We start from the raw sequence: 22,105 nt of genomic DNA on the forward strand, positions 1-22,105 counted from the left end.
AACATTGAACCATACTGTATGGGAAGATTTGAAAAACAGAATTATTGATTTGCATTGTTTTGAATATACGGACGAAGGTGAAATTCTTTATGATGGGGATTGTTTTCCGGTAGAAACTTTTTCGGGTAAAGGAAGAATTGAGGAAATAGAGGTTTCCTGTATTGAACCATATAGTCAAGTAATGTTCCATCTGGGATACGAGTTTGATGAAAATGATGCACATGATGTGAAGTTATTGTGTGAGACACTTCATATCGAAATTCCAAATGAGTATAGATAACTGCAAATAACAGTTTGTAGGGGAGTTCTGATACTCCCCTATAAAAATGGCTATTTATCAACTGTTTGTTGTGACATAGCCTTTTCTAATATCCTTAGTATTCATGATACCCTTTATCTCCCTTCCGGACTCAGTATCAGGTATGAAATACCTCCCCCGTCGCACTCTTACGCAAAACATGAGCAGGATTGCCAACCATGACTGAGTCACAGTCCACATCGTGCAATACCACAGCCCCCATACCAATGATGGCACGAGCGCCGATTGTCAGATTCTCGCGGACAACGGATCCCAGACCGAAATAGCATTCTTCTCCGATCTGGAGCTTTCCGCCTAAAGCAACGTTTGCAGAGAAAACCGAATTTGCACCGACATGGACATCATGTGGAATATGTACATATGGCTGGATTAACGTGTTTTCTCCTACAACAGCATCACTGGAAACCCTCGAGTAAGGAAGGATTGAAATTCCCCCCCCAGTGAACATTGCAGAAGGTGAGATGATGACAGACGGATCAATCAGGTTTGTCAATGATATACCTGCTTCGCGAAGAATCACTGCCATTTTTTTGCGGTTCTTCGGCGTACCATTGGCCACCAAAGCTTCTACAGGCTCATCCATCTGCTGTACTTCAGTCAGACGGTGAACGCGGCTCAGATAAAATTGACGCTCCTGACGAATATCATCGATAAAAAAAATATCCGTCCACCGGCGATCTTGTTCATTGACACGCAGGGCAACATCATATAATTGTTTGCCCAGACTGCCTGCACCATATATTGCTAATTGCATTCTTGCGCCTCCCTACGTAACTGTACTTGCTCAATAAACTCATGTTGAAACTCTGACTTTGACATGACATGAACATCCTTATACAAATATCGTTTCAAATCACTCAAGCCAAATTTACCCTTCGCCCTGAAACGATTATTGATTCTTTCTCTATCCACTGTCTTCGGATCATCATTAGGATTGTTCCAGACTAAGATGAGGTCGATGTTTTCCCGAGAGAAGGAGACGTTTCCACGAAAATCAGCTCTCCGCCATTCCAGCCCCATATCATGGTCAAAGAGAACGAGAAGACTATCATAGGCCTTCTGGATAACGTTCTTTGGCTCTACCTTGCCATTCTTGAACTCAATAAAGGTAATTCGCTCATTGTCGATATAAAGTGCATCATTCGAATAAGGTGTATATTGAAGCTGTTCACGCGACGTATACTCTCCCGTCACACCATCGTAATCATAGATCGATATCGCCTCATCTTCTACCATGTATTCTTTCTTGGCGCTATCATAAGAAGCCTGCTTTAATGTTGATCGATGTTTCAGATAGATATCTCCAGCAGCCATATCAGCACCATCCTTTGCCATTCTTCACTGCATCCAGTTTATCAAACGGCTCGGCGAGGAGATGGTAAATCCTGGCAGTATCATCAGTCACATCGTCGAAAGTAGCATAGCCATCCTGCATATGGGCCAGATAGTACCTTGTCTTTTCCTTCAGGCCGTGCTTCTCCGAGAAGACTTCGATTGCTTCAAGGAAGTACGGGCTATGGGTCGTCAAGAGAATGGTCAGATTGAATGTCTTTTGCAGCAGCACGATCAACTCTGCGTAGATAAGCTGCCATTCTGGGTGAAGATGAATCTCCGGCTCATCGAGGATCAGGACGTCCTGCTCGTTGAGGTTGTGAGAGTCAAGCAAGCGTTTAATAATCGCAAACGCCTTCAGGCCAGCTGATAAATTGCCGACCGACAGGTCATCAAGCAAGCCCTTTTGACGAAAAGACAAGCCATCCCTTGTATCGACAAACTCTCCAGCAAGAACTTGATGAAGAGAATTTGTAATCTGTTCCGTTTTGTCCTTTCGCATTTGGTTAGAAAGAGAATCTGTCTCCTTTGAATATCTCATCTTCTCCAGTAAATCATCTGCCATGATGCTTCTCCACGTTATAAGATGATTATCCACAAAATCATCAATAACAAAAGGATCATCGATATATGTTGCAGAGTGCAGAATTGTTATTTCTGCAGAAGTATCTTGACATATTTCATCTTTTATGTTGATACGAATGGGCTTATTTTTTATCGTCAGCCATAAATCAGCAGGAGATGTATTTCGCTTCGAATTAGCTTGCCTAGTGAATACAGTATTAAAATCTGTGGTCAATATTGTATTCTGAATCTGCTGATTCGAATATTGATAAACAGCATTAATGTCTTTTTGGATTGCATCACGAAGATCATCCGATAAGACTACCTGTCCTTTCAAATCTGTTTTTATATATTCTTCAACAACAGTGAAACAATCTTGTGCATTATCGATTTCCTTACTATGTATAAGTCTATTTCGAATAGCTTTTCTACGCCTCCATCTTGCACTGTTAAGAAGCCTCTCACCTGGCTGGATTGTTATATCCATACTCTCATCAATATTCTGAGACACTTTATTGGCAATCGCCTCCCAGCGATTGCTTTGAATCTTCTCCTGCATATTATAAAATCCATGGAACAATGAAAAGAGTATCTTGCCTACGGTACTCTTACCGGCATTATTCTCACCTGCAATCACGGTGATACCATCAAACTGGATATCAGCTTCTCGGATTGCAGCAAAGTTCTTGATCTGGAGTCTCATCCTGCACCTTCCTTTCTTCTATATCTCCCATACAATCTATATCAACCAATTTTTCGTGCGATAAGCGGCTTGATGACCTGGAATAGGTACAGTAGCGAATCAACATGGAACAGATACGACAAGGCGAGATAGGTTACAGCTCCGACAATGACCTGCAGAGCGATGACGAGCGCTAAGTGTATCGGCAGCTGCATCATGCCGATACCATACGCCACAACCCCTGCAATCACTGCCAGCACAATGCTTGGCAACAGGTCACGTAGCTGATGAAGATATCCATACCCCAGCAGCTTGCGGTTCGGCCACGAGTTGATAATCTGGCTCAGCACGCCCGTCAAGAGCATGCCATATGCCATGGCCATGACACCGTACTGCATCGTGAAGAACAGGACACTGAGTCCTACTGCTTTTTTGATAATCTCCAGTTTCAGGAAGATATCACTGCGTCCCAGCGCATTGATAGCGTTGAGATTTGCCGTATGAACAGGCCAGAACATGTAGTTGATGCAGAAGATGCAAAGGAACGGCACGCACGGCAGCCACTTCTCCGTCAGCACGAGCGTCACGACGTTCGTCGACGAAAACGCCAGGACCATCATCATCGGCGCCATGATGAAGATACTCGTCTTGATAGCCCGCCGCGTCATATCACGCACCCGCTCACGATGATCCTGCTCACTTGCCATCGTCGGGAGCAGGATACTGTCAATCGAGGCGTTGATGTTGGTGACGATGACCTGTGGAAATTTTTGACCTTGATTGAAGAAAGCCAAACTGGAAGGAGAATATATCTTACCGATGACCAACTGCCAAAGCTGATCATAAGCATTTGATATCAACATTGCCACCAACAATTTCGAACCAAAAGAAAACAATTCCTTCAAGCGAGAAAAGGAATACGAAAAAATAGGTCGCCAAGGAACAGTCCACCATAAAACAATTGTAGCAATCAATCCATTCGACAGCTGTTGAGCCACTAATGCCCACATACCAAAACCAGCATACGCCATGCTGATACCAATTACAGCAGAAAGAACAGACGCCGTTAATGTCGAATAAAAGAATCGCTTAAATATCATATGCTTAGAGACATATGACTGCTGTACATTACGCAACCCATTAATCAGCAAAACTAAGCTGAGTACACGTATCAACCCCACTAAATCTGGCATTGAATAAAAAATTGCAATCAAAGGAGCCAGCAGATACATTATTATATACAGGCCTACTGCAAGAAAGATATTTGTATAAAAGACAGTAGAAAAATCTAAGTCATCGGGATCTTTCTTTTGTATTAACGCCGTTCCCAAGCCACTATCTGCAAAAACTTGTAAGATAGAGATAAAGACCATACACAAAGCAATGATACCATAATCTGCTGGCATCAACAATCGTGCTAAGATGATTGAAACGATGAAGGAAATTAATTGTGATCCTGTTCGTTCCATAAATTTCCATATAAAATTAACAATTACCTGATTTGTTGAAATCATATATGCGTATTACTCCGGCTTACGACAAATGAAAACATTTCTTACAGAGATTAATAAAACTTATAGTGTTCTCAAGATTAGATGATAACATCCGATCAATCCTGTCAGCAACTTTCTCCTGTGTTTGAATAGCATACTCTATCTCTTCACGATTTTCGCCATAAGCTACTCCGCAACTATGATCATCTTTTTTTAAATAATCTTTTCTGGTTTTTCCAGGTTCGGGGACGACAATAGAAATGCAACCACATAGTGCTGCGATTGATGCATAAAAAGTCTGCGTATCATATAAATAGCACTTTTCACATTTATTGAGGATACGAACTTTTTCGGTTTCTGGAAGAAGATCCAGAACAGGCCCATCAAAATGCTTCGGCAAATCTGTACGCTTACTTCCTTTGCGGATAAAATAACAGACACCATTTCGTTCTCCGTAGTTTGTTCTCTTATATAGTTCTCTATCAAAGCTAAATATCTTCAATAAATTTCCATCTGGATTTAATTGCGAATCATTAAACTGTTCACGATATGCAACAAATAAATCCGTATCAGAATACCATGTGCTATCATTGGGAAATCGATTATGATATAGCAACCATCTTACCACATGCTTGGCATGCAAAGGATTACCACGCAGAATCTCCGGATAAATGACGACCGTATCATCATCTACTACAGGAAGATATTTCTTTCTGCATCCTCGCACCGGAAGATATGCATACCCCTGATAATGACGTTTGGTAAAGTTGGATTTTGGAAATAATTTTACTAAAGAATATTTAATCGACTCTTTTGCATCATATTTCAACTGTTTATAGTAAAATTCAATTCGGTTATCCGATACTCCACCAATATTAAAAACAGACGCATCATACCCTTGTTCTTGTAAAGTCTTAGCAAGCTTATACAATACAATAGGACCGCCACCGGTTTGTTTAGGAGAAACAATAACAAATTTCATAAATCATATTGACAGGAACATAAATAACATCAAGTTATACTCCTGCCACTCCTTTCGTATATCAATTCCTTACAGCTATACATCATATATAATCTGGATAATATAACTTCTTATATGTTCTCGATGCATACTGATCTGTCATACCACCGATATGATCTGCAATTAGGCGAATAAAAAGACTATCTTTCTGCATTTCTTCTATCACCTTATCATTCAACAAATCGCGGTTAAAATCCTTGATATCAGAAGATAACCGGAAATAGCGACTCAAAACATAATCAGGCAACTCAAGAGGATGCTGATAAAAGGCCCTAAACATTTGACGGATGATGTATTCCGATTTCGAATCCGAAATGCTGATTTCTTCAGAATGGATAATTTTATCGCTCACCCATTTCTGTAATTTCTTCCGGTTTACATCAACCTCGTCGGAGAATACAATGCAGGGTTCGGTAAACCAATAGTCACCATCTTTTTTGCTAGTCTGCTCAATATATGACTTTATCTTCTTCTCAGAAGCCTTGTCGACATCCGAAATCAGGAAGCCGACAAGATGCTTGATGATGAATGAGCGTGTTTCATAGGCTGGCGTATTAGTATGCTCGTTTGCTTTAATGCCATATTGGCTCATAAAATCCTTTACAAGAGGCTGTTCAAGCAGTTCACGGAAGTCAATGATACCACTGCGCACACCATCTTCGAGATCATGGGTGCACTGCGCAATCTCGTCTGCAATTGCTACGGTCTGTCCCTCTAACGTAATAGACGGCTTATCCATTTCAATACCGTCTAGATTCAGGTTGTCACCATACTGATATGGCTTGCCTGTCTTCTTGTTTAAGCATTTCGTATGCTTCAAAATGCCTTCTCGCGTTGCAAAGGTCAGGTTGATGCCCATATACGCCTCACAACGGGATTCCTGTGTATCTAGGACGCGAAGCGACTGGAAGTTATGCTTGAAATCTTCCTGAATGGCACATACTTTTCCATCACGCAATTCAATCCCCTCGGTCAGGATCTTGCCTAAAGTCCGTTCCCCGATATGACCGAACGGCGTATGGCCCACGTCATGCCCCAATGCAATTGCTTCGACAAGCTCATCATTGAGTCCTAAATCCTTGCCGATAGAACGAGCAATCTGATTGACTTCCAGCGTGTGCGTCAGGCGGTTACGGTAATGATCCCCCTTATTCGCATTGAAGATCTGCGTCTTGTGCATCATCCTGCGGAATGCGCGGGAATGCAAGATTCTGTCGCGATCCCGCTGAAATGGATCGCGATGAACAGTCCCAGATGGATCGTTTTCCTCGGTATGCAGTCGCTGCGTCAAAAAAACCGAATCATTCCGTGCTGCATAATCTTTCATGGCTATACTTCCCCCTCAAAAAGGCACCAGTATCTCCCCTTTTGATACTAAAGTATTATGTTTTTATTATACTCCAAAACCCTATGCATTACAACAGGGTACGGATAGCGGCGTGTTGCCGGGCGTCAATCCTCTGCGGGTATCCTGTGGATATCCTGTGGACAATATGTGGATATCTACCGTGTAGCTGTGGATAAATATGGGGAGTGCTCCGCTTTGTGTGTCAGGTTGTGCGCGTTCTGTGTCCGCTCTGTGTTCTGCTCAGGCACTGTGGATAGCCGTCAGGCGTTGGCGCGGCTGGCTTCCGGGCGCTCTTAAGACGTAGCTCAAGCAAGAAACAAAGAAAAGTAACGTAGTACGGCGCGCTCCTCTGCTCATCTTCCCGTCCTTCGGCAGCGTCATCTTGCTCTCTCGTTTCTTCGAGTTGCCTCGCGATTCTGCCCGTTTTCTCTGTCTTTTCGCATGTGTCAAAAATTTTTCTCGAATGGCTGTCGCGCCATGTCTGGCAAGGGTTGACACATGTTTGACACTTCGCCTGTCTGCGTCCCGTGGGCAATCTTCTCTTGACAGAATCATACTCTCTCGGTATACTAGGAGCATAGCACGACAAAACGCGCGGAAACGCGGAACACACCTTTGCACGACCACAATCAAGACGTATGAGCTTGCTTGTCTCTCTGTAGCAGATCGGCGGCTCTATGTTCTTGAGGCCGGTCTGCGGAGGGGCGGCAAGCTCTTTTGTCTGTGCGAGGAGCATTTCATGGACTCGAAGGAGGGATTCGATGGCAAAAGAGGCGATGACGGGCTTCATCACGGAGTTCCGTTTCTTTCACCAGATGCAGCCGGTGCGGCCGGTCTCGGCCTGTGCGCAGGCGCTCTGGCACTACTTGTTCTACCGGGCAAACGCCGCGTTCTGGCAATTTCCCCTGAAGATCCAGGCCAACGAAATTGCCGGGGCGCTGCGGATCTCGCGGTCGGCGTTCATGCGCTCGCGCGAGGAGCTCCGCAGCGCGGGCTATCTGCTCTACGAGCATGACCCGGGCACGCGGACGGTCAAGTACTACCTCGTCAGCAATGTGCGGCCGCACATGCTCGTGACGCCGGCTGAGATGCTGGCGGGCACGAAGTCTTATCAGGATTTTCTCTCAGGAACACCAGTGCAGAAGGAGGTAAACCATGTTGCTTACGAATCATGCCCAGAAGCTGTATCGGGGAATTGAGGCGCTCGGCGGCGGCGTGATCCGCGAGCAGGTGCTGCGCGCGAAGGCAGGCGGCATCTCGCACGGGACGTTCATCGCGGCGCGGCAGGAGCTCTGCAAGGCGGGCTTCCTCGCCATCGAGCGCACGGCGCGCAAGCCGCACTACCGCCTCATCGACACGGAGCGCGCGGCAAAGGTCATCGCGGAGTCGGAGGCCATCTACGCGCAGGGCGAGGTCGCCGTCTTCGAGGCAAAGGCGAAAGAGTCGGCCGCCCGGGCAGAGGCACCGCCGCCGCGCAAGGTGATCCCGATCCGGATTGCTCTGGCAAAGAAGGTATCGGAAAATTCCCGGGATTCTCGCGATACGACAGACAAGATGGACGGCGTAGCGCTGAAGCTCGTGCCGATCGCGATCTTCGAGGATGGCCTGCCGCACATCGCGGGCCACTTTGCGGATTTTGCGGACTGGCACGAGGCGCTCGCGGAGGCGTTCGGCGACTTCGACCTCGATGAGGGCGCGGCGCCGCGGACGTACATCCTCTACGTGCCCGCGCGGCGCAGAGAGGACCACTACGAGGTCTGGCCGATGCCGGACGGCCTCATGGTACTTTAGCATTCATAGATTCGATAGTTGATGGGATGGGATGGAATTTGTGCAAGGTCCATCCTTTCTTTATCCCTATCCCCCACCACCTCTCTAGAAAGGAGTCTATCATGCGAATCTTCATCAACCCAGGTCATGCGCTCGGCGGCCGTCCGGACCCCGGCGCAGTCAACTGCGAGCACGGCGTGACGGAGGCGGCGATCAACGCGCGCGTCGCGGAGAATGCGCGCATCGCGCTCGAGCGCTGCGGCTACGAGACGAAGGTCGTGCAGAGCCACAACCTGCGCGGCGAGGCGCCGGGCTACCCGAATGTCACAGGCCTCGCCAACAGCTGGCCCGCCGATGTCTTCGTCTCGATCCACGCTAATGCCGGCGGCGGCCGCGGCTGCGAGACGTACGCGTTCAGCACGCACTCGTGGGGCCACGCGCTCGCGACGACGGTGCAGCAGACGCTCTGGCGCGCCGTCAGCCGCATCGACAAGAGCTTTCCGAACCGCGGCGTCAAGGTCAACCCCGACTTCACGGTGCTGCGGCGCACGGCCATGCCCGCCATCCTCGTCGAGACGGCCTTCCTCGACACGGAGGAGGACTTCCAGCTGCTCGTCAGCCACGCCGCCGTCTTCGGCCACGCCATCGCCAGCGCCATCGACCAGTTCCTGCGCGCCCACATCACGCCGGAGGGCGATCTCATTTTCGAAGAAGACGAGCCCGCACCGTTGATGTGGCGGTATGTGCCCGCTACTATATAATAGGAAGGAAATCGTCAATGACGTGTCAATTTAAGTGTCAAAACTTTCTTATAAATACCCCTTGCTTTTGACATGTCAATCCCGTACAATAAAATCAAGGCAAGGGAAAACGCTCCTGAGCCTCGGGCAGCTGCCCGGCCTCGCGGCTGCCTGCTGAGGCCCCCACCCTCTCACCTGAAAGGAGAACTATCATGGCTACGCAGCGCACGAACATCACGACTTCCCTCAAGATCAAGGTGGAGAACGGCACGACGGATGCCGGTGCCGTCAAGTACGCGACGCGCACGTTCAGCTCCATCAACCCGGAGATCAGCGACGAGGACCTGCTCGCCGTCGGCCAGGGCCTCGCCGCCCTGCAGTCGCACGACGTCGGCGACATCCAGCGCGCCGAGAACGCAACGCTTGTCACGGCCTGAACAGCTGACTCGCACTCACCCCTGCACCGGCCGCCGCGGCAGCAGCCGTGACCCTGGCCGGATGAACGGATGAACCATCGCTCACGCATCGAAAGGAGTCACCACCATGAAACGCACGCTTGAAATCGAATTCCTGCTCGACAACGCCAAGACGAAGACGCTCTCCCTGACCGACCCGAAAGATGACATCTCGGCCACCGCCGTCCAGACCTGGGCCGAGAACGTCGTCGCCAAGAAGGCCTTCCTGATTGGCGGCGCCTTCCCCGTCGCCTACAAGGGCGCCAGCATCCGCAAGGTCGACGTCGAAGAGCTCGCCTGATCCAATTTCCCCAGCTGACGGCAGCCGGGCTTCCCATCTCCGGCTGCCGCAGCTTTGCCCCACGGCTCAATCGCCCCACTTTGCCACGCCTCCGGCAATCGCCCCCTGACAAGAAGGTGACCCGCATGGAACAGAACCTCCTGACCGCAATCTCCAGCGTCGGCTTCCCCATCGTCGTGACGCTCTACCTGCTGACCAGCTTCCAGCGCTCCATGGACCGCTTCACCGAACAGCTCAGCGAGCTCGTCAAAGAGCTCCAGCACCAGCGCCACCTCACCCACTGACCCCTCCCCATAAAAAAGCCGTCCTGCAGCATCGTACCTGCAGGGCGGCTTTTTGCGCCTATACGCCTATATATAGGAAGCTTTTTGTTCCGTTTTGCTGCGGTAGACCTCAGAGGCTCAGCAGATACTTGCCGTAGTCGTTCTTCTTGAGCGGCTTGGCGAGCTCGTGGACCTGGTCGCGCGTGATGTAGCCCATGCGGTAGGCGATCTCTTCGAGGCAGGCGATCTTGAGGCCCTGGCGGGACTGGATGGTCTGGACGAAGGCGGCTGCCTGCAGCAGGGAGTCGTGGGTGCCGGTGTCGAGCCAGGCGTAGCCGCGGCGCATGGTCTCGACGTGGAGTTTGTGGCGCGCGAGGTAGGCTTTGTTGACGTCGGTGATCTCGAGCTCACCGCGCGCCGACGGCTTGACCTGCTTCGCGATATCGACGATGTCCTTGTCGTAGAAGTAGAGGCCCGTCACGGCGAAGTTGGACTTCGGCGCGGCTGGCTTTTCCTCGAGGCTCACGGCCTCGCCCTGCTCGTCAAACTCGACGACGCCGTAGCGCTCCGGGTCGCTGACGTAGTAGGCGAAGACCGTCGCGCCGTCCGTCTGTGCGGCCGCGCGCTGCATCATCACGGCGAGGTCGGAGCCGTAGAAGATGTTGTCGCCCAGGACGAGCGCACAGCCCTCGCCCGCAAGGAACTCCTCGCCGATCAGGAACGCCTGTGCGAGTCCCTTCGGCTCCGGCTGCACGGCGTACGAGATGGATATGCCCCACTGCGAGCCGTCGCCGAGCAGCCGCCGGAAGTTCGCATTGTCCTCCGGCGTCGTGATCACGAGGATGTCCCGGATGCCCGCGAGCATCAGCGTCGACAGCGGGTAGTAGATCATCGGCTTGTCGTAGACCGGCATCAGCTGCTTCGACACCGCGATCGTCAGCGGGTAAAGACGCGTCCCCGAGCCGCCCGCCAAGATAATTCCCTTAGTTATCATATATTCTCCCCCTAAAAGCCTTCCCCGCGCACGAGGAAGGTGGCAGCCACAGGCTGACGGAAGGGGTCGCCTCTCGTCAGCTGCGCATTTCCCTCATCATTTCTCTCCGTAGACGAAGTTCAGCGACGTCGCCACGCGCTCCTTGAGCGATGGCGCCTTCGTGTCCTTGTCCGACAGGATCACCGGCTCAAGCGGCCACGCGACGCCAATGTCCGGGTCATCCCAGCGGATGTTGCCGTCGCACTCCGGCGCGTAGTAGTTGTCCGCCTTGTACTGCACCTCGACGTCATCCGTCAGCGTGATGAAGCCGTGCGCAAAGCCGCGCGGGATGAAGAGCTGCTTCTTGTTCTCCGCCGACAGCTCCACCCCGACCCACTGGCCGAACTGCGGCGAACCCTTGCGGATGTCCACTGCCACATCAAAGATCGCCCCGCGCGTCGCCCGCAGGAGCTTCGCCTGGCACATCGGGTTGAGCTGGTAGTGCAGCCCGCGCAGCGTCCCCTTCTGAGCCGAGTACGACTGATTGTCCTGCACAAAATCCACCGAGATGCCAGCCGCCTCCATCTTGCGCTTCGACCAGCTCTCCATGAACCATCCGCGCGCATCCCCAAACACCTGCGGCTCCAGCATAAATACACCCTTGAGTTTCGTTTCTGTTACTTTCACGATAAAGGCCCCTTTACAAACATAATGATACCTTATTATAGCACGATGAGCATGGCAATCAAAGGCGCAGTATCAAATCCGCCAGATACGCCTGGAACGGTGCGCCGAGGTCTTTGCGGCGCAGGGCGAATTCGACGGTGGCTTTGAGAAAGCCGAGTTTGTCGCCGAGGTCGTAGCGGATGCCTTCGAAGTCATAGGCGTAGACGGGCTGACGGTTGGCGAGCACCTGCAGGGCGTCGGTCAGCTGGATCTCGCCGCCTTTGCCGGGCAGTGTATGCGCGAGGATGTCAAAGATCGCCGGTGTGATGATGTAACGGCCCAGTACCGCCATGCGGCTCGGCGCATTCTCTACGGCAGGCTTCTCCACCATATCAAGCACCCGCATCGTGCGCGCATCATCCGTCGGCTCTCCCTTGATGATGCCATATGAAGACACCTTGTCCTCCGGTACCGTCTGGCAGCCAAGGACAGATGAACCTGTCGCATTGTAGACATCGATGAGCTGCTTCAGCGCCGGTCGGCCCTCGCCGTTGTAAACAACATCATCGCCAAGTAGCACGGCAAACGGCTCATCCTGCACGAACGCGCGCGCACAGAGAACGGCATCGCCGAGGCCCCGCATATGCTGCTGACGGATGTAATGGATATCAATGGCCCCCGTCTCGCGCACCATCTTCAGAAGCTCGGTTTTCCCCTTCTTCTCGAGCTCCATCTCCAGCGCCGGTGCCGAATCGAAGTGATCTTCGATGGCCCGCTTCGCATGGCCGCTGATGATCAGGATCTCCTCAATCCCGCTCGCCAGAGCCTCCTCCACGATGTACTGGATTGTCGGCTTGTCTACGATCGGCAGCATCTCCTTCGGCGTCGCCTTCGTCGCCGGTAAAAATCGCGTGCCAAAGCCAGCTGCCGGAATGACTGCCTTGCGAATCCTCTGCATAATAAATTTCCCTCACCTTCTAAAACACGATATTCCCTTGTACTTGTAATTGTCACAAATCAAACACATGCTCAAAATTCTTCCGGATAACGGCAAACTTCTTTTTTGCCGCCGCCTCGTCCTTCTCGACAAGCGAGCAGTACATCTTGAGCTTCGGCTCAGTGCCGGACGGGCGGATGGCAATCCAGGAGCCGTTCTTCATCTTGTACTTGAGCAGGTTCGTCGCCTGGAGACCTGCGATGCCCTGGAGCTTGTACGAGGCCTGCGCGTCGTAGTAGTAGCCGTACTCCGTGTAGAGCTCGTGCAGGCGGTCGCAGAGCGTCTTGCCCTGCTTCTTGCAGCAGGCGGCCATCTCGGCGACGAGCAGGAAGTCCGCGAGCTGCAGGCCGAGCGCCAGCGCGCTCTTCTCCTCCGGGTTCGGCGACTCCGCTCTGCGTAAAAGCGATTCCCTTACTTTCGCACTCCCAAAATCAGGAATCTCAGCCAGCTGTTCTTACGTATCAAGTGCTCACTGATCCAGATGGAAAGGACAATTGCCAGTACTGTACATAGAACAAAGCTGAGCGTATAGAGATGCAGCTTATTCCAAAGGACGACGCGGCAAGGGATCTTGATAATGTCGCTGAGGATGTAGATATCCATCGACAAGATACCCCAATGCTCCAAGAGGCGGCTGAGAGACGTGAAGGCTGACTCCTGGCGGCTCAGGATGAGGGAGAGCCACAGGACCAGCACCGTGCCGCTTGTAGCGGTCAAGAGGAAGCAGGCATGCTCTTTCAGTCCCAACAGGCCATAGAGGCCAAGCAAGAATACTGTCACGGCCGCCAGGACGTGCCGAGCAGTCAGGTGAAGAACAAAATCTTTCTGCTCCCGCCGCATGTAAATGCCTAAGAGGAAGAAGAACAGGAAATTCGTAATGATGCCCCAGGGATTCCAGATCAGCAAAGCCGCGGCCGCCACGAGTCCCAGCAACGAAATGCGGAAAGCGAACAAAGCTGCTATGACGGTAATCACAAATAACGCATAGAGGAACCAGAGCTCACCGTCTGGGTTGACGCCAATGAGGATCTGCCAAATTGTGCTGATGTCATACGGCTTGTTGGCGAAGTTCGACAGCAGCATCTTGAACGGTGCATAGCAAAGACCGACAAAGACATACGGCACTAGCAAACGCGAGATGCGCTTGCGCACTAAGTCCAGCGGCTTCTGCGCCCGCGCCAGCATCTTCTGGCGCGACACCATGAAGCCCGCTAAGAAGAAGAACAGCGGCATATGGAAGGAATAAATCACGTCATGCAACCAGCGATACGCCGGTATCGATATCCCGGTTGGACTTGTCGCATCTGGGATACAATGGCCAACGACCACCAAAACGATGCCAATGCCCTTCGCGACATCAATATACGTCAGACGCTTGCTTGTCCCCCCCTAGGAGACAAAATTTCCTGCTCATTCTGCATCAGTACATACACTCCTCTTACTTCTTCATTTCGACCTTGACGCGCTCCAGGGCGCTCTTAATGACATCGTCCATGTCGTAGTACTTGTACTCCGCCAGACGGCCGCCGAAGATGATGTTCTCCTCCTGCTCGGCCAGGGCGGCGTACTGCTGGTAGAGCTTCTGGTTGCGGTCGTTGTTGACCGGGTAATACGCTTCTTCGCCGCGGTGCCAATCGGCCGGATATTCGCGCGTGATGTAGGTGACGGGCTGCGTGCCGAACTCAAAGTGCTTGTGCTCGATGATGCGGGTGTACGGGACTTCGCGCTCTGTGTAGTTGACGACGGCGCCCCCCTGATGATTCTCCTCCTCAAGGCGCTCCGTCTCGAAGTGCAGGCCGCGGTACTCGAGCTGGCCGAGCTTGTAATCGAAATACTCGTCAATCGAGCCCGTGTAGACGACCTTCCTGGCCATGGCCTGATAGGCGGCGCGCTCCTTGAGGTAATCCACACCGGTGCGGACCTCAATGCCGTCAAGCAGAGCCTCAATCAGCTTGTTGTAGCCGCCGACCGGGATGCCCTGGTAGCGGTCATTGAAGTAGTTGTTGTCGAACGTGTAGCGGACCGGCAAGCGCTTGATGATGAAGGCTGGCAGCTCCGTGCAGCTGCGGCCCCACTGTTTCTCCGTGTAGCCCTTGATGAGCTTCGTGTAGATGTCCGTGCCGACGAGCGAGATAGCCTGCTCCTCGAGGTTCTGCGGCTCGCCCTTGACGGCCTGGCGCTGCTCCGCGATGATGGCCTTCGCCTGTGCTGGCGTCACGATGTCCCAGAGCTCGCGGAACGTGTTCATGTTGAACGGCAGGTTGTAGAGATGGCCCTGATAATTCGCGACCGGCGAATTGATGAAGTTGTTGAACGTGACGAACTGATTGACATACGCCCAGACATCTTCATAGCTCGTGTGGAAGATGTGCGCGCCGTACTTGTGGATGTTGATGCCATCCTTTTTCTCGCAGTAGACATTGCCCCCCACATGATCCCGGCGCTCCAGCACCAGCACCGACTTGCCCGACTTCTTCGCCTCATGCGCAAAGACCGCGCCAAACAGGCCGCTGCCAACAATCAGATAATCATACATGATAATACCCCTCTCTCAACAAAAGCCCCTGTCGGCAAGCACGCATCACAGCTGCGGCACAAGCTCTTCAGATACTGCTTGGACTTCTTGCTATGATCTGAATAGAGCCTGCCAAACTGTACAATAAAACTTTATATCCAGCACCCTAAAACTGCTTTGTATGAGCGCTGATGAACGGAAGCTCGTTTATCCCACGCGCCGATGCCTATTCTACAATATACTGAATCGTCGATTTGTCCACGATTGGCAGCATCTTCTTCGGTATAGCTTTCGTCACTGATAGAAACGTACACCAATATCAGCTACCAGAATGGCTACCTTGCTCAATCTCACTTATTTTTCATACAATTTATCTTTTTGATGATATTCAAAATAGCCAGCAGTGTACCTCTCTTTTTGTACAGGAAAAATAATTAAAAACTTCAGAATCTGAAAAGCAAAAGCAAAATCACCTTCTAAAAATCTTTTTATAGATCTCAACCACCATAAAAAGTATATTTTCTTTATTTTTTTAGGATAATATTCTTCAATAAACAAAAAACGACTTCTCAGCATACAAAATCTGGACAGTGGAGATTGATACGAAGCTGTTGCACCTTCTTTGTGGTAAACAATTGACCTATTAGCCATAAGAATTTTAAATTTTTTTCTACTTCGAATTGTCCAATCAAGCTCTTCAAAATATAAAAAATATTTTTCATTCATTAGCCCAATCGTCTCTATAAATTTTCTCGTAATAAAAAAAGCCATTCCTGTATATTTATATAAATATTTCGGCAAAGAAATATGTCCTTTTGTAACAATCTTTTCATTGCCAGTATCGGGATTAAAATAAGCAAGCTTCCATGCTGATTGATTCGGATTATCATAATATTTGACATTCGTACTACAAATACCAGCATTCACTTCTTCTTGTAGCTTAGTAACACCTTCATAAATTGTTGTTCTTGTCACAACAGTATCATTGTTTAAAATAAACAAATAATCACAATCTATCTGTCGTAATGCAATTCTTATTCCTACGTTATTTCCAGCAGCAAACCCCCTATTATCGCCTGTTTCTACTAACAGAAGAGGTGAGTTATATTGTATATCTTTTTCTCTATCCCAATAAATATATGGAGGCCTTTCGTTAAGATGTTGTTTAAGAAAAGGCGTAGGATTTATATCTGTCAATTTAAGATTTCCATCTAACCACGATCTTATATATAGCACTGAATTGTCTTTTGAGTTATTATCACATACGATAACCTTATAATCTATATTAGTAGTCTGAAAAATAGAATCTAAGCATTCTACTGTATCTTTCCATCCATTATAATTGAGAATAATAATATAACAAGACATAATATCCCCCTTAATATTCCCCTATTGAACTATATTCACAAAATAAAAGTGTGTGTTTAACGATTTCTAGTGGATTTAATCAAAAAATCACGACGCAACATCATTACAATAAAAATAGATGGTAGTGTTATAATCCATAACCAAATCCCCACCAGTATATGCGGGATAATCAAAAAAAACAAAACTAATAATTTATCATAATTTTCTTCCGCAAAAAGCATCTTAAACCATAGGTATACTCCAAGCAATCCAGTATAAGATAAAAAAGTCATCCAACCGCTATGACAAGATTCTACGCTGAGCCCCACTCCCAGCAAGGGCCTGTCTAAAAAGTCCAATCCTGTTTCATAAATACTCATAAATCGTGGTAAAGCCGATGACAAACCACCAACCCCACGCAATCCATCTGTCGACAATAACGACAAAACTAAAAATGATGCATTTATTCGACGTCCCAAATAGGAATCATCATCTAAACCTACTGTTGCTAGATACGCAATTCCTCCCAATATAGAAATGAATAACGCAACATAGAAAACAAATCGCTTCTTTTTTGATAAAAAAGCCAGTTTATAGGCTATCAGCATACATAAGAATGAAAAAATATAAATCAATGCTGCAAAAGAGCCACTCAAAAGCATAATAAGGAACGTTATTATAATTGTAAGAACTTCCCTTTTAAAAAAAGGTTTTCTTGATAAGTATTGTTCCTTTACAAAAATAAATGTTAAAAATAAGAACAATGAAAATACATAATGAGAAGGTTCTCTTGAAAATCCCTGTAAAGCTTCAAAACTTCCGCGTTCCATTGAAGCTGTATATGTACTACTGCCGGTCCCTAAAAGCCCCCCGATTAAAGTAAATAATATCTGATTATTTATGAAGTTCTTTATGATGAACTCGAATATTCCATAGAAAAACAAAATATATAAAAATTTTATAACTTTACCAGTTATATACTGATAGTCATCAATCGTCAATTTATCTCGAATAATTACTACACTTAATAATCCTTCTAAAAAATACATTAAAGCAAAGAAAATAGTTCCATAATGTAATACTGGAAGCCCTTCAACATTTGCCCCAGCAGCATAATCATCCCACGAGTATCCTACAGTACTATAAACAACATAGCCATGAAAAGGATCTATCGTGAAATAAACTAAACCTAAAAAGATTGATAAAAAGAACAAACCTGCCCATGTAAATGTTTTGAAGTGAACTTCTGAAATGTATTTGCGGAAATAATTTATCGATATCAAAGTGAAGAATATATTCATAACTAAATCATATGGTCGTTCGTTTCCTCCTATATATACAAAATATCCCTGCATATATAGAGCATTTATTACAATTGTTAAAATCAAAAAGTTAATATAGCACGTTTTTTCATCTTTCGATACATACATTATATATCCAATTATACACACTAATATTATCGAAAATGGATTCATCAATTGCATATAACATACTCCTATACGAAGAACAATCCTGCAAAATACCTTCCTGTATTATTTCTTTTTATAAAATATATACCCAACCCGCATCAATAGTACAACATACTTAAATTTCTTAAATAGAATAAATTTTAGCCTATCTTTATAAGACAATTTACGAATATATTTCTTTTTATCAAAAAAGGAATATTCCGGCTTGGAAATCTCCTTTTGAAAATTTTCTGTAGCGCATTTTAACGAAAATGGATATTTCTTATTGGCATATTTTTGGCGTAGTAGTTCCGCTATGCATTGAAGTGTCTTACTCAACAGCACTTGTCCATATTTTTCATCTCTGCCAATTATCCGTTCTAAAATTATCAATCGTCTTCGTTCTTCTTCCTCTATGTTGTCACGATATTGAACGGTTGCAGAGTTGATATTATGAACATAATAATACCAAACAGCAGGAAAAAACATGATTTTTGTTGCGCACTTGGCAATAAGTATATTCCATATCTCATCTTCCCCCAATCGCAAATCCGTCCCAAAAGGAATCTGAATCGCTATTGCTCTAGAAACAAATCGTGCTACTGGGCCACGACTCAAATATCCATATCCTGAACGACTAAAGGTAGGTTGTCCTAATGAAATAAGTTGCTGTAGTAAAATACATTTTAAATCATCAGTAATTAATATAGGAGATACCTGCATCGACATCTCAGATGGGGAGATCGATAAGTGTCGTTTTTCAAATTTTACTAATCCATAAAGAATATCCGGTTTATGTAATTCTAAAACAGGAAGTCCATCAGATAGCATTCTAGGACTAATTAAGTCATCCGCATCTACAAATACAATGTAATCACCAGATGACACTTTCACACCATAGTTTCGAGCAGCCGATACGCCTCGATTTCGCGTATGATAAACTATACATACCGTATGCAACTTTGCAATACCATCTAGATACATCGCACAATCTCTATTGCTTCCATCATCAATAATGATAATCTCAATGGCTGAATATTGCGTAGATAAAATTGACTCTATACACCGTTCAATCAAATCCACTTCAGTATTATATACCGGAACAATAAAGCTAATTTTAATCATTAAAGTAATCCTTATTCTGCAGTTAAAATCATGCGAGAAAACATCTCATCTAAACTATACCTTGCGTACCAACCGGTTGTCCTTAATTTTAAAGTATCCAACTTCATATAAAGTTCCGGTGGATATAGCTTGCCATCATTCTTTGATTCATCGATGACAACCGATACCGGGCCATTAAATTTCTCTCGAATGATAGGCAGATTTGCTACAGTTTCTGCCATTTCTTTAATAGAGCAATAGGTATGTTCATTGGCAGCGTTATATGCTTCGCCATCTTTACCAAGCAAAAGGACGGTCAAGATAGCGGTGACAGCATCTGCCGTATAGAGGTACATGTGTTCTGTTCCTCCACGCGTAAACATAACGATATCTTCGTGATTCATGGCAGATCGTGCAAACTGCGCAAAGACACGATTGTCTTCTTTGCGCACGCCGGCACCAAAGGTCTGCGTCAGTCGAATGACCTTCGCTGGCACATGGTATTCCTCTGCATAGCAAGCACACAGAGATTCTACCATACGCTTTACTTCCGGATAGCTGCTACGCGGTACCATCGTATCAATGAAACTTGCATGATGCTCATCGACTTTCTCATGTTGATGAATCCCACCGTATACTTCCATACTGGACAGGAATAAGAAGCTCTCTGTCTTATTTTCCTTCGCCAGTTCAAGTAAATGCAGCGCACCATTCAGATTCGCTGTAATCGTCTCGACAGGATGCTCTGCAAAATATTTGCTGGCTGTCGGACTGCCTCCGTGAACAATATAATCCACATGTGCATCGATCTCTGGAATATGATCTAAGTCACCTACGACAAATTCCAGCGGCGCACCTGCCTCCAAGATCTCCTGAAAGCGGTTCTCTGCTTTTTCATGGTTGCGAACCAATGCCAATATTTTCAGCGGAATATTCTTATAGAGGTGTGCATAAGCCAGAGCAGAAACAAGATTGAAACCAATCAAGCCGGTAGCCCCCGTCACGAGAATCGTCTTGTTACGTAACTTTGCCCACGGAATATACGAAGCCTCTGTGATAGTCTCCATATCCTCTTGAAAGATTTTATTTTCTATCCACATATCAAAATCCCCTTAAACACCAACAATCTGCATATTTTCTTTTGCATCCAGCATCGCTCGGAACAAATAAAAGTCCATAGGTGTAGTAATCTTGATATTTTCCACCGGACCATCTACAGTATACAGTTTTGCACCGTAATGCTGCATGAGCATCGCAGAATCAATAAAATCCGCCTTTCCCTCTGCTTTTGCCTTTTGATGTGCTGCATAGATATCCTTAAGATAGAAGCACTGCGGCGCACGTGCCATTGTGCATCGCGAGCGGTTAAAGATCTCACCAACCTGACCGTCCTGCCCATTAACAAAGATTGTCTCAATAGCAGGAGTCGTAGTGACAGCATTACCATTCTTACGTACACAAGATAAACAAGAAGTGATGGTATCCTCATCAATCATCGGACGGACACCATCATGAATCAAGACAATGTCCGAAGCACTTGATGAATGACGGTGCGCAGCTACGAGTCCGTTATAGATAGATTCCTGACCTGTCTTTCCGCCGGGAATTACATCCACTACTTTTGTAATCTGAAATTTCGCCAAAAGTTTTTTCGCATATGGAATCCAGGGTTCCAAGCAAACCAGTACAATCTGATCAATCTCAAGATGGTTATCAAATTTTTCTAATGTGTAAATGATCACTGGTTTACCATGTAACTCCAAGAACTGTTTTGGCACAGACTTTGTATTCATACGTTTGCCAGTTCCACCGGCAAAAATGACCGCAGTATTCATTTTTCCCCTCCAGTGAAATTATTCCAATATGCAATAAATCCATGATGCGTCACACGATTTTCCTTTGGAGGTAACTTCATATAATCATGATATAAATTCTTCAAATAAAGATCATAGCAACCCATTACATTAAAATCGCGAGTTTCAAATTTGAATTTAACCATTCTTTCAAATTCATTTTTTGGCATGACTTCACGGTTTGTGTCTCGATAGCAAGAGATATTTACTGCAATATCTGAGGAACGATTATATGGTGCAATTTTTTTTGATAGCCAATTCATCAAATAGACAATCTTCGAAGTAGGAAATATACGAAACAATGTTATAGCGATATATTTTATAAATGTACGTATAATTCCTTTTGCAGGATTAGTATTTATATCAGCATAATGTATACTTTGGGTATAGGTCAAAATTGAGCCACAATAGATGACATTCAATATTTTTAACACATTGAACAGGATCTGCCTTTTCCACATACTTTTAGGAACACCATCTATAGGAAAGACATCTAAAAAAACATGCATATTATTAATTCTGAAATTTTTATAATCTATAGTAGTACGCATATCATAGACTTGTGCAGACTTAATCTTGTAATTAGGATTATTCTCGATTGAATGTACACGATAATACCTATGATTACCATTATACGTATGAACAAATCGTTCATAATCAGGTCTTGGCATCATAATGTCCACATCATCATCCCAAGGAATGAATCCTTGATGACGTACGGATCCCAATAATGTTCCTGCGCTTAAAGAATATCTTAAATCATTTTTTTCACAAAAAGTTGCAACATCAACTAACATAGCATATGCGATTTTTTTTAAATCATACTCAGCTATTTCTATCAAAGCCATTATATTCTCAATCCCTCAATTATTTATTATCTGCATTATTATAGGATATCCAAAAGCTTTATATTT

At 46.7% G+C, this 22,105-nt stretch carries 25 protein-coding genes; 7 read left to right on the top strand and 18 right to left on the bottom strand.

The features are described 5' to 3' along the window. Positions 1-280: nucleotidyltransferase domain-containing protein (locus tag T518_RS11580; RefSeq protein WP_428829226.1), on the top strand; the 280-nt coding region annotated here is incomplete at its 5' end. 136 nt (positions 281-416) lie between these two features. Here the strand turns inward: T518_RS11580 and T518_RS05715 are convergent. From T518_RS05715 to dgt, 6 genes are all read right to left on the bottom strand, one after another. Continuing rightward, entirely contained in the window at positions 417-1,073 is a 657-nt protein-coding gene (locus tag T518_RS05715; protein ID WP_036376608.1) for an acetyltransferase, read from the bottom strand. After that, complete coding sequence (locus T518_RS05720; RefSeq protein ID WP_155948082.1) at positions 1,064-1,654, bottom strand: hypothetical protein; 591 nt, start codon at positions 1,652-1,654, stop codon at positions 1,064-1,066. Before T518_RS05720 ends, T518_RS05715 begins: the two co-directional genes overlap by 10 nt. After that, positions 1,635-2,918 (bottom strand): AAA family ATPase, encoded by a 1,284-nt coding sequence (locus T518_RS05725; RefSeq protein ID WP_036376611.1) that lies wholly within the window; start codon positions 2,916-2,918, stop codon positions 1,635-1,637. Before T518_RS05725 ends, T518_RS05720 begins: the two co-directional genes overlap by 20 nt. A 41-nt stretch (positions 2,919-2,959) precedes the next feature. After that, complete coding sequence (locus T518_RS05730) at positions 2,960-4,411, bottom strand: lipopolysaccharide biosynthesis protein (protein WP_036376614.1); 1,452 nt, start codon at positions 4,409-4,411, stop codon at positions 2,960-2,962. Positions 4,412-4,430: 19 nt separating this feature from the next. Next, on the bottom strand, positions 4,431-5,372 hold the full coding sequence (locus T518_RS11975; protein ID WP_072003577.1) for a hypothetical protein: 942 nt from the start codon (positions 5,370-5,372) through the stop codon (positions 4,431-4,433). 82 nt (positions 5,373-5,454) lie between these two features. After that, entirely contained in the window at positions 5,455-6,738 is a 1,284-nt protein-coding gene (gene dgt / locus T518_RS11380; protein ID WP_051652212.1) for a dGTP triphosphohydrolase, read from the bottom strand. Positions 6,739-7,520: 782 nt separating this feature from the next. On the opposite strand from dgt, the gene T518_RS05745 reads away from it, so the two are divergent. From T518_RS05745 to T518_RS11590, 6 genes are all read left to right on the top strand, one after another. Beyond that, positions 7,521-7,958 (top strand): hypothetical protein, encoded by a 438-nt coding sequence (locus tag T518_RS05745; protein ID WP_036376619.1) that lies wholly within the window; start codon positions 7,521-7,523, stop codon positions 7,956-7,958. After that, on the top strand, positions 7,915-8,550 hold the full coding sequence (locus tag T518_RS05750) for a hypothetical protein (protein WP_036376622.1): 636 nt from the start codon (positions 7,915-7,917) through the stop codon (positions 8,548-8,550). Before T518_RS05745 ends, T518_RS05750 begins: the two co-directional genes overlap by 44 nt. Positions 8,551-8,651: 101 nt before the next feature. Continuing rightward, a complete protein-coding gene (locus T518_RS11385) occupies positions 8,652-9,290 on the top strand; it encodes an N-acetylmuramoyl-L-alanine amidase family protein (RefSeq protein ID WP_051652213.1) in 639 nt (212 codons plus the stop codon). A 191-nt stretch (positions 9,291-9,481) separates the two neighbouring features. Continuing rightward, positions 9,482-9,706 (top strand): DUF1659 domain-containing protein, encoded by a 225-nt coding sequence (locus T518_RS05760; protein ID WP_036376625.1) that lies wholly within the window; start codon positions 9,482-9,484, stop codon positions 9,704-9,706. Positions 9,707-9,812: 106 nt separating this feature from the next. Beyond that, the gene (locus tag T518_RS05765) at positions 9,813-10,025 is read left to right on the top strand and encodes a DUF2922 domain-containing protein (protein ID WP_036376628.1); all 213 of its coding nucleotides are present in this window, start codon (positions 9,813-9,815) and stop codon (positions 10,023-10,025) included. 125 nt (positions 10,026-10,150) lie between these two features. Then, on the top strand, positions 10,151-10,309 hold the full coding sequence (locus T518_RS11590; RefSeq protein WP_072003578.1) for a YvrJ family protein: 159 nt from the start codon (positions 10,151-10,153) through the stop codon (positions 10,307-10,309). Between the two features lie 109 nt (positions 10,310-10,418). Here the strand turns inward: T518_RS11590 and rfbA are convergent, their stop codons facing one another. From rfbA to T518_RS11605, 12 genes are all read right to left on the bottom strand, one after another. Continuing rightward, on the bottom strand, positions 10,419-11,282 hold the full coding sequence (gene rfbA / locus T518_RS05770) for a glucose-1-phosphate thymidylyltransferase RfbA (protein WP_036376631.1): 864 nt from the start codon (positions 11,280-11,282) through the stop codon (positions 10,419-10,421). A gap of 96 nt (positions 11,283-11,378) precedes the next feature. Beyond that, positions 11,379-11,948: a dTDP-4-dehydrorhamnose 3,5-epimerase gene (rfbC, locus tag T518_RS05775; RefSeq protein ID WP_036376634.1), complete on the bottom strand. Its 570-nt coding sequence runs from the start codon at positions 11,946-11,948 to the stop codon at positions 11,379-11,381. Positions 11,949-12,006: 58 nt separating this feature from the next. Then, a complete protein-coding gene (gene galU / locus T518_RS05780; RefSeq protein WP_036376636.1) occupies positions 12,007-12,885 on the bottom strand; it encodes a UTP--glucose-1-phosphate uridylyltransferase GalU in 879 nt (292 codons plus the stop codon). Between the two features lie 52 nt (positions 12,886-12,937). Continuing rightward, entirely contained in the window at positions 12,938-13,237 is a 300-nt protein-coding gene (locus T518_RS05785) for a hypothetical protein (RefSeq protein ID WP_036376638.1), read from the bottom strand. Positions 13,238-13,335: 98 nt separating this feature from the next. Beyond that, positions 13,336-14,295: an acyltransferase family protein gene (locus tag T518_RS05790; RefSeq protein WP_081828437.1), complete on the bottom strand. Its 960-nt coding sequence runs from the start codon at positions 14,293-14,295 to the stop codon at positions 13,336-13,338. A gap of 67 nt (positions 14,296-14,362) precedes the next feature. Beyond that, positions 14,363-15,460: a UDP-galactopyranose mutase gene (gene glf / locus T518_RS05795; RefSeq protein ID WP_036376644.1), complete on the bottom strand. Its 1,098-nt coding sequence runs from the start codon at positions 15,458-15,460 to the stop codon at positions 14,363-14,365. 333 nt (positions 15,461-15,793) lie between these two features. Next, a complete protein-coding gene (locus tag T518_RS11595) occupies positions 15,794-16,807 on the bottom strand; it encodes a glycosyltransferase family 2 protein (protein ID WP_072003579.1) in 1,014 nt (337 codons plus the stop codon). A 56-nt stretch (positions 16,808-16,863) separates the two neighbouring features. Beyond that, positions 16,864-18,270, bottom strand: a complete 1,407-nt coding sequence (locus T518_RS05805; protein ID WP_155948083.1) for a hypothetical protein — start codon at positions 18,268-18,270, stop codon at positions 16,864-16,866. Positions 18,271-18,318: 48 nt separating this feature from the next. After that, complete coding sequence (locus T518_RS11600) at positions 18,319-19,359, bottom strand: glycosyltransferase family 2 protein (protein ID WP_072003580.1); 1,041 nt, start codon at positions 19,357-19,359, stop codon at positions 18,319-18,321. An 11-nt stretch (positions 19,360-19,370) separates the two neighbouring features. Beyond that, the gene (locus T518_RS05815) at positions 19,371-20,438 is read right to left on the bottom strand and encodes an NAD-dependent epimerase/dehydratase family protein (protein ID WP_036376656.1); all 1,068 of its coding nucleotides are present in this window, start codon (positions 20,436-20,438) and stop codon (positions 19,371-19,373) included. 12 nt (positions 20,439-20,450) lie between these two features. Beyond that, the gene (ispD, locus tag T518_RS05820) at positions 20,451-21,173 is read right to left on the bottom strand and encodes a 2-C-methyl-D-erythritol 4-phosphate cytidylyltransferase (RefSeq protein WP_036376659.1); all 723 of its coding nucleotides are present in this window, start codon (positions 21,171-21,173) and stop codon (positions 20,451-20,453) included. Next, positions 21,170-22,039: a LicD family protein gene (locus tag T518_RS11605; protein WP_072003581.1), complete on the bottom strand. Its 870-nt coding sequence runs from the start codon at positions 22,037-22,039 to the stop codon at positions 21,170-21,172. The genes ispD and T518_RS11605 overlap by 4 nt, the downstream gene beginning before the upstream one ends. Positions 22,040-22,105: the final 66 nt, after the last annotated feature.

This window comes from Mitsuokella jalaludinii DSM 13811 (genome assembly GCF_000702905.1).
GTDB classification, from domain to species: Bacteria; Bacillota; Negativicutes; order Selenomonadales; family Selenomonadaceae; genus Mitsuokella; species Mitsuokella jalaludinii.